The sequence below is a fragment of the Oryzibacter oryziterrae genome (assembly GCF_021864535.1).
GTDB classification, from domain to species: domain Bacteria; phylum Pseudomonadota; class Alphaproteobacteria; order Rhizobiales; family Pleomorphomonadaceae; genus Pleomorphomonas; species Pleomorphomonas oryziterrae.
Window position 1 is genome coordinate 21,643 of record NZ_JAKJIC010000032.1, and the last position, 12,649, is coordinate 34,291.

Below are 12,649 nucleotides of genomic sequence, written 5' to 3' on the forward strand. Positions count from 1 at the left end.
TACAATTGCAATATCTGTGATGCCGGTCTGCAACTGTAGTGCTAGGCAACCGCAGCCGCCCTGATGTCGGCGATCAGCTGATCGACGCGGGCCAGATCGGTGTCCCAGGCGAACATGAAGCGGGCGCCGCCACCGATGAAGGTGTAGAAACGCCAGCCGGCCGCGCGCAAACCGTCGAGGACCGGCTCGGGCGCTTTCAGGAACAGGGCATTGGCTTCAACCGGGAAGATCGGCTCGACGCCGGGCAAGCCGGCTATGCCCTCGGCCAGACGACGGGCGCAGGCATTGCCATGGGCGGCATTGCGCAGCCAGGCGCCGCTCTCCACAACGCCAACCCAGGGGGCGGCGAGGAAGCGCATCTTCGAGGCCAGCTGTCCGGCCTGCTTGCAGCGATAGTCGAAGTCGGTCGCCAGCGCCTTGTTGAAGAACAGGATCGCCTCGCCGACCGCCATGCCATTCTTGGTCCCACCGAAACACAGCACGTCGACGCCGGCCTTCCAGGTGATGTCGGCGGGCGTGCAGCCGAGGCTGGCACAGGCATTGGCAAAGCGCGCGCCATCCATGTGAAGGCTGAGGCCGAACTCGCGGCAGGTGGCGGCGATGGCCTTGATCTCGTCGATCGTATAGACGAGCCCGGTCTCGGTGGGCTGGGTGATCGTCACCGCCTGCGGCTTGGGATAGTGGATGTCGGTGCGGGCGGTGGCGAGCGCACGGATCGCCTCCGGCGTCAGCTTGCCGTCGGCCGACTGCGCGGCCAACAGCTTGAGGCCGTTGGAGAAAAACTCGGGCGCGCCGCATTCGTCGGTCTCCACATGCGCCGCCGACGAGCAGATGACGCTGTGATAGGACTGGCAGATGGCGGCCAGTGACAGCGAGTTGGCGGCGGTGCCGTTGAAGACAAAGAACACCTCGCAATCGCTGGCAAACAGGCTGCGGAAGGCATCGGCGGCCCGAGCGGTCCACACGTCGTCGCCATAGGCGCGCGCCGACCCCATGTTCGCCTCACCCATCGCCGCCCAGGCTTCCGGACAGATTCCGGCGTAATTGTCACTGGCGAACTGCTGGGCATCCTGCGTCATGATCGGTCTCACTGTGCGGCGACGCGAAAGGGCGTCCACCTTCGTGAGCGCAGAAATACACTATACAGGAAATCATGTCCAATAAATTGGAATATCCAGTCAAGAGATCACGATGAGCAAGGCGCGGGCCGGCTGATCGCCGGGGTTGGCGATCTCATGCGCCACATCGGCGTGATATCGGGCGGTGGCGCCGGCGACGACGGACGCACGCTCGGCACCGGAGAGCACGTCGAGCTGGCCATCCAGCACGGTGAGGTGTTCGCGCGCGCCAGGCGCATGCGCCGCAGAGCGCAAGCTGCCGCCGGGGGAAATGCGCAGCTCATACCATTCGAGGCTGTCGGCCCGCTCGGCCGGGCTCAGGATCCGCAGGACGCAGAGGCCATCCTCGGTGCGGATCTCCGGCGTGAAGGTGGGGCTGGCGATGTCGATATGCCCCTGCCGCTCCTGCACCTTGCGGGCGCCGATCAGCTCGGACATGTCGACGCGCAGCGCGTTGGCCAGCGCCCAGACGGTGGCCAGTGTCGGATTGGTCTGCCCGCGCTCGATCTGCGACAGCATGGAGCGCGAGACGCCGGAGAGCGAGGCGAGGCTGTCGAGCGTCAAGCCGGCCCGCTTGCGGATCTGCTGTACCAGCGGCCCGATCTGCGGTGATCCAGTCTCATCGGCCATGACGATTGCTCCCTGCGCCGGGTGTTTGGCGGCGAATATGTGCGGGCAATCTATGGCAGGCTTTCGGAGTGAAACAAGGGGCACGGCGGGATCGGATCGCCTGCCACGATCCCCTCAGCTACCGGCACAGCTCGTCACGCATCAAAGCCGCCGCGCCCCGGACGGGAACGCGGCGGCCTGTTGTCAAACTCACCACCACTTGTCCGGCGAGAACTTGCCCACGGCCTGCTCGATGGCAGAGCCGACGGAGAACAGGGTCTCCTCGCCGAAGGGGCGGCCGATGAGCTGAAGGCCGAGGGGCAGGCCCTCAGCCGACAGGCCGGCGGGGACCGAGAGGCCCGGCAGGCCGGCCATGTTGACGGTGACGGTGAAGACGTCGTTGAGATACATCTCGACCGGATCGGCGTCCGCCTTCTCGCCGATACCGAAGGCGGCCGACGGGGTGGCGGGTGTCAGGATGGCGTCGACGCCGGCGGCATAGGCCAGCTCGAAATCGCGCTTGATCAGCGTGCGCACCTTCTGGGCGCGCAGGTAATAGGCGTCGTAATAGCCGGCCGACAGCACATAGGTGCCGATGAGAATGCGGCGCTTGACCTCGGCACCGAAGCCCTTGGCGCGCGAATTCTCGTAGAGATCGATGATGTCGGAACCGTTCTCGCGCAGACCGTAGCGCACGCCGTCATAGCGGGCGAGGTTGGACGAGGCTTCGGCCGGGGCGACGATGTAATAGGCCGGCAGGGCGTATTTGGTGTGCGGCAGCGAGATGTCGACGATCTCGGCGCCGGCATCGCGCAGGATGTCGATGCCCTTCTGCCAGAGCGCGTCGATCTCGGCCGGCATGCCGTCGAGGCGATATTCGCGGGGAATGCCGATCTTGAGACCCTTCACCGACTTGCCGATGGCGGACTCGTAGTCGGGCACCGGCAGATCGACCGAGGTGGTGTCCTTGGGATCGACCGAGGCCATGGACTTGAGCAGGATCGCGGTGTCGCGCATGTCGCGGGCGATCGGACCGGCCTGATCGAGCGAGGAAGCGAAGGCGACCACGCCCCAGCGTGAGCAGCGACCATAGGTCGGCTTGATGCCGGCGGTGCCGGTGAAGGCGGCCGGCTGACGGATCGAGCCACCGGTGTCGGTGGCGGTGGCGCCCAGGCACAGGCGCGCGGCGACGGCAGCAGCCGAACCGCCCGACGAACCACCGGGAACCAGATTGGCATTCGAGCCCTTGCGGCGCCACGGGTTGGTCACCGGGCCGTAATAGGAGGTCTCGTTGGACGAGCCCATGGCAAACTCGTCCATGTTGAGCTTGCCGAGCATGACGGCACCATCGGCCCAGAGATTGGCGGTGACGGTGCTCTCGTAGGGCGGCTTGAAGCCGTCGAGAATGTGGCTGCAGGCCTGGGTGTGCACGCCCTTGGTGGCGAACAGGTCCTTGATGCCGAGCGGAATGCCTTCCAGCGCCCCGCCCTGCCCCTTGGCGAGCTTCTCGTCGGACGCCTTGGCCATGTCACGGGCGATGTCGGGCGTCTCGACGATAAAGGCGTTGAGCGAACGGGCGGCTTCGACGGCGGCGATATAGGCCTCGGTCAGCTCGACGGCGGTGAAATCCTTGGCCTTGAGGGCGTCGCGGGCCTCGGCAAGGGTGAGCGCGGTGAGATCGGTCACGGCAGGTATCCTGAAAAGCTGGGCGGAAGGACCAGGGCGGGAGGTTACTCGACCACCTTGGGGACCATGAAGAAATCGTCGTCGGTGAGCGGCGCGTTGAGCGTGACGCCCTTGGGGTCCTGCCCGTCGGTCACCACGTCGCTGCGGCGCTTCATCTTGACCGAGACCACCGAGGTCATCGGCTCGATGCCATCCACATTCACTTCGTCCAGTTGCTCGACGAAGCCGAGGATCGAATTGAGCTCATGGGTCATGCGCCCGGCTTCTTCTTCGGTGACCTTGATTCTGGCGAGACGCGCAACGCGGCGGACGGTGGCCGTATCCACGGACATGGACTGTTTCCTCAAACAAACTGAATGGTCCGCCTATAGCAGAGCCGGCGCCGGATCGCCAACCGGATCGTTGATGCTTCGGCAAATTTCATCACCCGAGCACATCAAGGCGAAGCGACCGCTTCCGCTGACGCCTAACAAGCATGCATATGAGATATACGTACAATCACTGGAGGGACATCAATGTATGACAACTGAATCTTAGGCATTTGCTATATATATGTATCACTGCAGGTAACATTATCGAAAATGAGCTCCGGATAACATGCATATCGTGCTGGTGGATGGCAGTCGAACCGGCTTGATGATCATCAAGCGCATGCTCGACCCTCGGGGCGATGACGTTGCCTATTTCACCGATGGCCGCGAAGCGCTGGACTATATCCGCAGCACGCCGCAGGCCGACCTGCTGATCACTAGCTTTGAAATCGGCGGGATTTCCGGCACGGAGCTGTGCTGGGAAGCGCGCGTGATCGCCGATTCCGGCCGTCCCTTCTATGTGATCGCCATGTCGTCCAGCAACGACACGGAGCATTCGATCAGCGTGCTGGACGCCGGCGCCGACGACTTCATGTCCAAGCCGCCGCATCCGGACGAACTCAACGCGCGCCTGCGCGTCGCCGAACGCACGCTGACGATGCAGCGCCGCCTGATCGAGATGGCCACCATCGACACGCTGTCGGGCCTGCTGAATCGCCGGGCCTTCCGGGCCAAGTTCGACGAAGTCGTGGAGATCCTGCCCAGCGACGGCTGCCTGTCGATGATCCTGTTCGACATCGACCACTTCAAGCGCATCAACGATGTCTTCGGCCATGACGCCGGCGATGACGTCATCCGCGCCATCGGCAAGCTGCATGTGCCGCCGGACACCATTTTCGCCCGCATCGGCGGCGAAGAGTTCGCCGTGGTGATGCCTGACATTCCGCTGGATGGCGCAGCGTCGGTCGCCGACTATCTGCGTGAACAGATCGCCGCGCTGGAAGTGCCCTACCAGGACAAGATCATCACCCTGACCGCCAGCTTCGGCGTGAGCGAATACCGCGCAGGCGAAACGCACGCCGATCTCTACCGGCGTGCCGATTCGGCGCTCTATCATTCCAAGAACAGCGGCCGTAACCGCGTGTCCAAGCTGTCGCCCGTGCTGGTGGCCGAGTAGCGGCTGCGGCCTCTGCTCACACCTCGAAGGCGACGCCGATCTGAGCCACCTTGGCCCTGGACGCCGACGCCCCCAGCGAATCCACGAACAGATCCGCCGTCTGGTCGATGAGCGGGAACGTGCCGTAGTGGCACGGCACGATCGTCTCGAAATCGAAGAAGCGGTTGCAAGCCAGCGCCGCCACCTTGCCACCCATGGTGAAGCGATCACCGATCGGCACGATGCCGATCTTCGGCGCGTGGATCTCGGCGATCAGCGCCATGTCGCCGAAGATGTCGGTGTCGCCCATGTGATAGAGCGTGCGCTCGCCCGGCGCCTTGATGATGATGCCGTTGGGATTGCCCAGGCTGTGCGAGATGCCGTCGATCTGCGTCGCCGACGAATGCAGGGCGTTGACGAAACTGACCGTGAAAGCCCCCTGCTGCGTGGTGCCGCCGGTGTTCATGGGATCAAGGTCGGCAAGGCCACGGCTGCCGAGGAAGCCGCAGATATCGGCATTGGCCACCACCTTGGCGCCCGTCGCCAGGGCGATGGGAATGGTGTCGCCGAGATGGTCGCCATGACCATGGGTCAGCACGATATGGGTGAGCCCGCCGGTCACATCCTCGACCTTGCCCTTGAAGGACGGGTTGTGGGTGAGGAACGGGTCAATGAGGATCGAAGCGCCGGCAATATCGACGCGAAAGGCGGAATGACCGAACCATGTGAGCTTCATCTGCTACCCCTGCCACTTGCCGTTATCGGTAATTGTCCGGAGAGTAGTAAAGCCGGTTGGCCTTGGGAAGGCGGCGATTTTGAAATCCCCGTGATCGGTGCTATCCAGCGGCCCATGACAGAGCCCCTCGATCCCCTCGCCTTCACCGCCGCCCTCGCGCCGGGCGCCCGCCTGTTCGGGCTGGACCTCGGCACCAAGACCATCGGCATTGCCGTGTCGGACGAAGGCTTCCGCATTGCCACGCCGCTCGAAACCATCACCCGGGTGAAATATTCGAAAGACGTGGCCAAGCTCCTGGAGCTGGCGGAAAGAAACCGGGTCGGAGGCCTGATCCTCGGCCTTCCCGTCAACATGGACGGCTCGGAAGGACCGCGCGCCCAGTCGACGCGCGCCTTTGCCCGCAATCTCAAGCCGCTCACCAGCCTGCCGCTGTATTTCTGGGACGAACGCCTGTCGACCGCAGCCGTGACGCGCACGCTGCTGGAGGCTGACGCTTCGCGCAAGCGGCGCGACGAAGTGGTGGACAAGCTGGCGGCCAGCTACATCCTGCAAGGCTTCCTCGACCGCCTGCACGTGGCCGAGCGGGCCGACGATCTCAGGCGGCTCTGATCAAGCGTTGTCGCTGCGCGTCTTCGCCTTGCGGATCAGCATCAGATTGCGGATGTAGATGAGCAGTCCAAGGCCCTGGCCGGCGATGAACACCGGGTCTTCGCGCTGGATCGCATAGACCAGCAACAGCGCACCGCCACCGAGCGAGAAGAACCAGAAGGCGACCGGGATCACCGAATCCTTGGCCTTTTCGGACGCGATCCACTGCACCACGAAGCGCATCATGAACAGGCCCTGGGCGACGAAGCCGAGGATCACCCAGAAATCGATCTGCTTGACGAAGACGTCGTGAAGCCAGGTGAGGAGGGACGACAGCATGAACGATAGGCTCCGTCAGTCGATTTCGGAAACGGTGGGAAGGCGCTTGATGCGGCGCTTGAGCCACCAGACGCCGTAAAGATCGAGAATGCCCTGAAGGCCGCGGTCGAAGATGCCGTAGTTGGACTTGCCATGCATGCGCGAGCGATCGACCACGTCCACATGGGTGACGTCGAAGCCCTCGCGCAGCGCCAGCGCCGGCAGATAGCGATGCCAGCCGTGGAAGAAGGGCAGCTTGAGGAACAGATCGCGGCGCACCGCCTTGAGACCGCAGCCGGTGTCGCGCGTCTTGTCCTTGAGGATGGCGCCGCGCAGGCCGTTGGCGAACTTCGAGGCATATTTCTTGGCAAAGCCGTCGGTGCGCTTGAGGCGCTGTCCGGCCGCGATGCCGAAAGCGGGACCGGCGCTGACCAGCGCGTCGACGAGCTGCGGGATATAGGCCGGATCGTTCTGCCCGTCGCCGTCGATGGTGGCGACGATCTCGCCGCGCGCAGCCATCATGCCGGACCGCACGGCAGCGCTCTGGCCGCAGGGCAGCTCGTGGCGAATGTGGCGGACAGGCTTGCCCTCGGCCTTGTAGCGGGCGATGAGCGAGCCGGTGCCATCGGTGGAGCCGTCGTCGACGACAATCACCTCGAAGGCGCGACCGGCCATGGCGGTGAGGATCTCCGGCACGATGACGGCCAGATTGTCGGCCTCATCCTTGGCGGGGATGACGACCGAGACGAAGCCCGGTTCGGAGGCGGGTATCATCGGGGATCTCAAGTCCTTTTCCAGCGGCCGAGCGGCGGAAAGCTCTGGCTCGGAGGCGACCAGACGGGTCGCCGATTGCCAGGCCAGGCGCAGCGCCAGGGCCGTATCCTGCAAAAAAGCGTCGATAGCATGACGCCTTGCCTTCGGCCACCCCGCCTCCGTCAGATCGAAGGCTTTATTGTGGCGGGCAAAGCGGATGGCGATGAAAATCGTCAGCCAGGCGCCGAAGGACACGCCGGCGACGGCATCGGACAGGTGGTGCGCCTGCAGCTTCACCCGTGACAGCGCGATGCAGAAGGCCAGCGCCCAGGCCGGCCAGCGCCAGCGCGGCTTGAGCAGCGCCACGATCACCGCCAGCGAGCCGGCGGTGGTGGAATGGCCCGAGGGAAAGCTCGCAAAGTCGGAATCGAAGGCAAAGGGATGCGCGCCGGTGGTCAGGCTGAGCTTGGGACGGGGGAAGCCGAGGCCGTATTTGAAAACGTCGGCGGCCAGACCCGTACCCGCGATCGCCACGAAGACGAAGGCCGAAAGGGCGAGCGCCGGCCCGAGATCGACGCCATGCCGTTCGAGCGCCGGACGACGCTGCCAGTAGAGGATCAGGCTGAGCACGCCCGAGGAGATCAGCAGCCAGTCGGACTGGCCGAGCCGGGTGAAGCCGCGCCAGATCGCCGTGTTGCTGGCCCAGCCGCGCGCCACCTCGTCATAGGAGGACGCGACCAGAACCAGGAGAACGCAGCCGAGCACCGCCAGCCCGACAAGCGTGCGCGGCAGGGCACGACGCCGGTAGCTCTCGGAAACGTCAAGGACAGGGCGAAAGGGCATGAGGCCACAAAACTCGCTGGAGGCTTTGCAGGGGCGGCAGACGGCGTCAGCCGCCCTTCACGAAGACCTGCATGGAGCGGAACTTGAAGGCGTTGAGATTGCGCGCCTCGACAAGCCGCACGGGAACCGGCGCAGCAGCGCCCGGAGAGGCGGCGGCCAGCGCGGCGAGAAAGTCGGTGGAGCGGTCGACATTGACGAAGGCCACGGCGCAGGCGGCACCCGTGAAGGCATTGGCCCCGCCGATGGCGTCGGGCAGTTGCACCCTGGTTCCCAGACGGAAGACGACGCTGGGCTCGCGATAGCCGACCACGATCACCTCGGGCGCCGGACAGGGCTTCACCTCGGCAAGTGCCGCGGCAAGATCGTCGGACAACCAGAGCTCAGTTGCCGCCGGCAGCAGCCGCTCGAAGGCCAGGCCATAGATCAGCGCCGTGGTGAGCGCGAGAACGCCGAGGGCGGGCACGAGACGACCGCGGCTGAGCAGCCACCAGCAGCCGACGCCGGCGGCGCCTGCCGCCACGCCGAGACCGAGGCCGATCAGGTCGGCGCGTCCCTGAACATAGACAAAACCGCCGTTGAGCCCGAGGCCGAGCAACACGGCGACGATCGGGATATAGGCGAACAACCAGCGCTGCAACCGGCCGAGGGTGGCAAAATCGGTGCGGATGAGCCCCGTGGCAACGATCAGCGCCACCGCCGGCATCAGCGGCAGAATGTAGTTGGGCAGCTTGGTCGGCACCGCCTCGAACAGCAGCCAGACCGGAATGACCCAGGCCGCCGCAAAGCGCGTCAGCGGCTCGGCGCGGTGCCTCCAGGCATGGCCAAGCCCGATGGGAGCGAAGGCGATCAGCGGCCAGAACAGCCCGAGCGAGGCCAGCAGATAGGTGCCCGGCGGGGCGCCGTGGCTCTCCTGCGCGCCAGCCACCTTGCCCATCATGTCCTTGCCCAGCGACTCCGAGAAGAAGGCGCCGCCGGAGATCCAGCCGATCGCCAGCAGCCAGGGCAGCACCAGCAGCAGCATCCAGCCGATGCCCTTGAGCGGCGACAGCGACAGCCAGAGCGAGCGGCGGCGCTCGATGAGCGACAGGGTGAGAATGGTGAGGCCGGAGACCAGCGGCGTGATCGGCCCCTTGATCAGGGCGCCGAGGCCCATGGCCGTCCAGAACAGGGCGTTGCGCCAGAACAGGCGGCGACGCTGCGGATCGAGGTAGGCCGAAGCGAGGGCAAATTGCGCGGCAAGAATGGTCGCCGCCAGCATGGCGTCGGTCTTGGCGATGCGCGCCTCGATGTTGAGCGACAGCGCTGTGGCAGCGAACAGGCCGGCGATCAGGCCGAGCCGCGCCCCGCCGAACTGGGCGCCGAGGCCGTAGGTGAACAGCACCACCAGCAGCGCACCGACGATCGAGGGGACGCGATAGGCCCAGAGCGGGGCGTCCGCCCCCTGCCCGGTCGCCAGCGCCGACAGGCCTTGCAGCCAGTAGATGCCGACCGGCTTCTTGTAGCGCGGCTCCTCCTGGAAGCGGATGTCGATCCAGTTGCCCGTTTCGATCATCTGCTTGCTGGCCTGGACGTAGAGCGCCTCGTCGCGATCGGTGAGCGGCAGGCTGGAAATGCCGGGCAGCAGCACCGCAAGGCCGAGCAGCAGCAGGAACAGAAGGTTGAGGGCGTGCAGGAACGGGCGCCGCGCAGGCGACAGCGGGACCGCCGGGGCGTCCGGCGAGACCGATTGCGGCGCCTCGACCGGGGCCGGGTCCACCTGGCCGACGGGCGCCTGCGGCTCTCCTTCGGGCGTCGTCGTCATCGAGGTGGGCTGTTGCGCGTCCATGTCCGGGTCCATGACCGTTCGAGATCTCGAGGCCGAACGGGTGCCGATCTAGAGCCGACGCCAAAACTGGCCTGCACGGGCGTCAACCACGCGCAAGCACACTTCAGGGCAGGCATTCAGCGCGTCATAGCACGGTTCGGGAAAAATTGTGCATTTGGCAGTCGTTTTTTTCGACCTCCGGTACCAAACGTCGATCCCGTGGAATGCCTCTGGTCGACCGTGGGCGGCGCACGGATTTGCAGCTGAAGTCCTTGCTCGCGAGCCAAACACCGCAGCTTCGAGGGCGACGGTTCCGGATCAACCCAAGGGATGAAAGGAGTACCAATGGACAAACACGGTTGCGACCGTCAAATTATGGAAATGATTCAAGCTTTTCTTATTTTTGCCGTTCTACGCTGACAAGGTGGTGGCGCAACGCAAGAGCAGAGGGAGAGGACATGGAACAGATCGCGAGTGCGAATTTCGGCCTCGCCCTTGGCGCGATCCTGATCCTGCTCGGCATTCTCTCAAGCTTGCTGGCCTCCCGCTTCGGTACCCCCTTGCTGCTGGTCTTCCTGGCAGTGGGCATGCTGGCCGGCGAAGACGGCATCGGCGGCATTCAGTTCTCGAATTATCAGGCGACCTATCAGATCGGCTCCTGCGCGCTGGCCATCATCCTGTTTGATGGCGGTCTGCGCACGCGGCTGTCCGAAACCCGGGACGCTCTCGCGCCAAGTTTCGTACTGGCGACGGCGGGCGTGGCGCTGACCTCCCTGCTGGTGGGACTGTTCGGCTCCTTCCTGTTCCACCTCAACTGGCCGCAGGGCCTGCTTCTCGGCTCCATCGTCGCCTCGACCGACGCCGCTGCCGTGTTCTTCCTGCTGCGCACCGGCGGCTTGCAGCTGAAGCCGCGCATCGGCTCGATCCTGCAGATCGAATCCGGCTCCAATGACCCGGTGGCGGTGTTCCTGACCATCATCCTGACGGAAGTGGCGGTCGCCCATGTGGCGCCGGGTTTTTCGACAGTGACGTCGCTCCTGAAGCAGGCGGTGCTCGGTGGTGCCTTCGGACTCGCCGGCGGCGCCGTCACCGTGTTTGCGCTCAATCGCCTCACCCTGCCCGCCGGTCTGCATCCGCTGTTCGTGGTGGCGCTGGCCATCGCGCTGTTCGGGGCAACGTCCATGCTGGACGGCTCCGGCTTCCTTGCCGTCTACATTGCCGGTCTGGTGGTGGGCAACAAGACGGTGCGTGCCTTCCCCTCGATCGTGAACTTCCACGACACCGCCACATGGCTCTGCCAGATCGTCATGTTCCTGGTGCTGGGCCTGCTGGTGACGCCATCCGAGCTGATTTCCTATGCGCCGCAGGGGCTTGCGGTGGCGGCCTTCCTGATCCTGATCGGCCGGCCGGTGGCGGTCTGGCTCTGCCTCAAGCCCTTCGGCTTCACCAATCAGGAGATGAACTTCATCTCCTGGGTCGGCCTGCGCGGCGCGGTGTCGATCTTCCTCGCCGCCATTCCGACACTGGCCGGCGTCGACAATGCCAGCATGTATTTCAACGTCGCCTTCTTCGTGGTGATCGTGTCGCTGCTGGTGCAGGGCTGGACCATCGCGCCAGCCGCCCGCTGGTTCGGCATGGCGCTGAAGCGCACCGCCGCCGCCACGCAGCGCATCGAGATCGACTTGCCCGGCCAGCAGGACAAGGAACTGGTGGGCTATCCGATCCGCGCCGACAGCTATGCCTTCCTGCGCCCGACCTCCATGCCGTCCTGGCTGAAATGCGTGCTGGTGGTGCGCGAGGGCGAGGTGAAGAACGCCGCGGAGGCCGGCAATCTCAAGATCGGCGACTATGCCTATTTCCTGGCGCCGCAAGAGAAGGTGCACAAGCTCGACCGCATGTTCGCCGCCCTGCCCCAGGACGCCGTGAACGCGGCCAAGCGCGGCTCTTTCGGCGAGTTTGCGGTGGCGCCGGACGCGAGCCTCGACGACCTCGCGGCCTTCTACGAAATTGCCCTGCCGAAGCCGCTGTCCGGCCTGTCGGTGCAGGAGGCGTTTGCGGCCCAGTGCGGCGCCAAGCTGCGTGTCGGCAGCCGCATCCCGCTCGGCTCCTTCGCCGAACTGATGGCGCGCGGCGTCGAGGATCACCAGCTGATCCGCGCCAGCCTCAGGCTCGAGGACATCGTGGATCTTTCCCTGCCCACGCGCAACGAAAACGGCGGCAGCCTTGTGAGCCGCCGCCTGCGCGAAATTCTCGGGCTTGAGTGAACCGTCGCCTCAATAAATCCGCTTGCCTTCCGCGTCGAACAGCAGCGCCTTGTCGGGGCTGAAGCGGGCGGTGAGGGTCTCGCCGCTTTTGCCGGCCTCGCGGTGGCTGGCCGAGATGGTGACGAGGTCGGAGTTGCCGGAGACGGCGCGGGCGTAGACCAGCGTCTCACCGCCCAGATGCTCCAGAATGTCCACCACCACCGCGATCGAGGCGCTGCCGGCCTCGTCGAAATGCTCGGGACGGATGCCGAAGGTGACCGGCGTGCCCGTGGCAAGACCGGTGGCCTTGACGGAAACCGGGACGGTCACGTCGCCGAAATCGGGCAGGCGCACCAAGGCCTTGCCCGCTTCCGTGCCGGCGATGACGCCCTTCAGGAAGTTCATCTTCGGCGAGCCGATGAAGCCGGCGACGAACAGGTTGGCCGGGTTGTCGTAGAGGTCGAGCGGCGCGCCCACCTGCTCG

12 protein-coding genes and 1 pseudogene are annotated in these 12,649 nt (G+C 65.3%); 3 read left to right on the plus strand and 10 right to left on the minus strand.

The annotated features are described in order from the left end of the window. Positions 1-41: 41 nt before the first annotated feature. From L2I41_RS20615 to gatC, 4 genes are all read right to left on the minus strand, one after another. Complete coding sequence (locus L2I41_RS20615; RefSeq protein ID WP_237155512.1) at positions 42-1,079, minus strand: threonine aldolase family protein; 1,038 nt, start codon at positions 1,077-1,079, stop codon at positions 42-44. A 99-nt stretch (positions 1,080-1,178) separates the two neighbouring features. Further along, positions 1,179-1,748: a helix-turn-helix domain-containing protein gene (locus L2I41_RS20620; protein ID WP_237155513.1), complete on the minus strand. Its 570-nt coding sequence runs from the start codon at positions 1,746-1,748 to the stop codon at positions 1,179-1,181. Between the two features lie 189 nt (positions 1,749-1,937). Further along, positions 1,938-3,413 carry an Asp-tRNA(Asn)/Glu-tRNA(Gln) amidotransferase subunit GatA gene (gatA, locus tag L2I41_RS20625; RefSeq protein ID WP_237155514.1) on the minus strand — a complete coding sequence of 492 codons (1,476 nt, stop codon included), beginning with the start codon at positions 3,411-3,413 and terminating at the stop codon, positions 1,938-1,940. A 44-nt stretch (positions 3,414-3,457) separates the two neighbouring features. Then, positions 3,458-3,745, minus strand: coding sequence for an Asp-tRNA(Asn)/Glu-tRNA(Gln) amidotransferase subunit GatC (gatC, locus tag L2I41_RS20630; RefSeq protein ID WP_237155515.1), 288 nt, complete (start codon positions 3,743-3,745; stop codon positions 3,458-3,460). 265 nt (positions 3,746-4,010) lie between these two features. Between gatC and L2I41_RS20635 the strand changes: the two genes are divergently transcribed. Next, complete coding sequence (locus tag L2I41_RS20635) at positions 4,011-4,901, plus strand: GGDEF domain-containing response regulator (protein ID WP_237155516.1); 891 nt, start codon at positions 4,011-4,013, stop codon at positions 4,899-4,901. A 16-nt stretch (positions 4,902-4,917) separates the two neighbouring features. Here the strand turns inward: L2I41_RS20635 and L2I41_RS20640 are convergent, their stop codons facing one another. Then, on the minus strand, positions 4,918-5,616 hold the full coding sequence (locus L2I41_RS20640) for a metal-dependent hydrolase (RefSeq protein WP_237155517.1): 699 nt from the start codon (positions 5,614-5,616) through the stop codon (positions 4,918-4,920). A gap of 114 nt (positions 5,617-5,730) precedes the next feature. On the opposite strand from L2I41_RS20640, the gene ruvX reads away from it, so the two are divergent. After that, positions 5,731-6,225 carry a Holliday junction resolvase RuvX gene (ruvX, locus tag L2I41_RS20645; protein WP_237155518.1) on the plus strand — a complete coding sequence of 165 codons (495 nt, stop codon included), beginning with the start codon at positions 5,731-5,733 and terminating at the stop codon, positions 6,223-6,225. Here ruvX and L2I41_RS20650 read toward each other — a convergent pair whose 3' ends face one another. The 4 genes and pseudogenes from L2I41_RS20650 to L2I41_RS20665 form a co-directional block, all read right to left on the minus strand. Next, positions 6,226-6,543, minus strand: coding sequence for a lipid-A-disaccharide synthase N-terminal domain-containing protein (locus tag L2I41_RS20650; RefSeq protein WP_237155519.1), 318 nt, complete (start codon positions 6,541-6,543; stop codon positions 6,226-6,228). 15 nt (positions 6,544-6,558) lie between these two features. Continuing rightward, on the minus strand, positions 6,559-7,296 hold the full coding sequence (locus L2I41_RS20655; protein ID WP_237155524.1) for a glycosyltransferase family 2 protein: 738 nt from the start codon (positions 7,294-7,296) through the stop codon (positions 6,559-6,561). A gap of 207 nt (positions 7,297-7,503) precedes the next feature. Further along, positions 7,504-8,118: pseudogene (locus L2I41_RS20660) on the minus strand (phosphatase PAP2 family protein); the annotation flags it as partial. Positions 8,119-8,164: 46 nt separating this feature from the next. Beyond that, on the minus strand, positions 8,165-9,943 hold the full coding sequence (locus L2I41_RS20665) for an ArnT family glycosyltransferase (protein WP_237155520.1): 1,779 nt from the start codon (positions 9,941-9,943) through the stop codon (positions 8,165-8,167). Between the two features lie 437 nt (positions 9,944-10,380). On the opposite strand from L2I41_RS20665, the gene L2I41_RS20670 reads away from it, so the two are divergent. Beyond that, on the plus strand, positions 10,381-12,186 hold the full coding sequence (locus L2I41_RS20670; RefSeq protein WP_237155521.1) for a potassium/proton antiporter: 1,806 nt from the start codon (positions 10,381-10,383) through the stop codon (positions 12,184-12,186). A gap of 9 nt (positions 12,187-12,195) precedes the next feature. On the opposite strand, the gene L2I41_RS20675 is transcribed toward L2I41_RS20670, so the two are convergent. Beyond that, on the minus strand, positions 12,196-12,649 hold a 454-nt coding region (locus L2I41_RS20675), incomplete at its 5' end, for a TOBE domain-containing protein (RefSeq protein WP_237155522.1).

Coding starts and splice junctions, on each gene's coding strand:
- L2I41_RS20615 (WP_237155512.1), bottom strand. CDS start 1,079: ATGACGCAGGATGCCCAGCAGTTCGCCAGTGACAATTACGCCGGAATC.
- L2I41_RS20665 (WP_237155520.1), bottom strand. CDS start 9,943: ATGGACGCGCAACAGCCCACCTCGATGACGACGACGCCCGAAGGAGAG.
- L2I41_RS20635 (WP_237155516.1), top strand. CDS start 4,011: ATGCATATCGTGCTGGTGGATGGCAGTCGAACCGGCTTGATGATCATC.
- L2I41_RS20650 (WP_237155519.1), bottom strand. CDS start 6,543: ATGCTGTCGTCCCTCCTCACCTGGCTTCACGACGTCTTCGTCAAGCAG.
- L2I41_RS20670 (WP_237155521.1), top strand. CDS start 10,381: ATGGAACAGATCGCGAGTGCGAATTTCGGCCTCGCCCTTGGCGCGATC.
- gatC (WP_237155515.1), bottom strand. CDS start 3,745: ATGTCCGTGGATACGGCCACCGTCCGCCGCGTTGCGCGTCTCGCCAGA.
- L2I41_RS20640 (WP_237155517.1), bottom strand. CDS start 5,616: ATGAAGCTCACATGGTTCGGTCATTCCGCCTTTCGCGTCGATATTGCC.
- ruvX (WP_237155518.1), top strand. CDS start 5,731: ATGACAGAGCCCCTCGATCCCCTCGCCTTCACCGCCGCCCTCGCGCCG.
- L2I41_RS20620 (WP_237155513.1), bottom strand. CDS start 1,748: ATGGCCGATGAGACTGGATCACCGCAGATCGGGCCGCTGGTACAGCAG.
- L2I41_RS20655 (WP_237155524.1), bottom strand. CDS start 7,296: ATGATACCCGCCTCCGAACCGGGCTTCGTCTCGGTCGTCATCCCCGCC.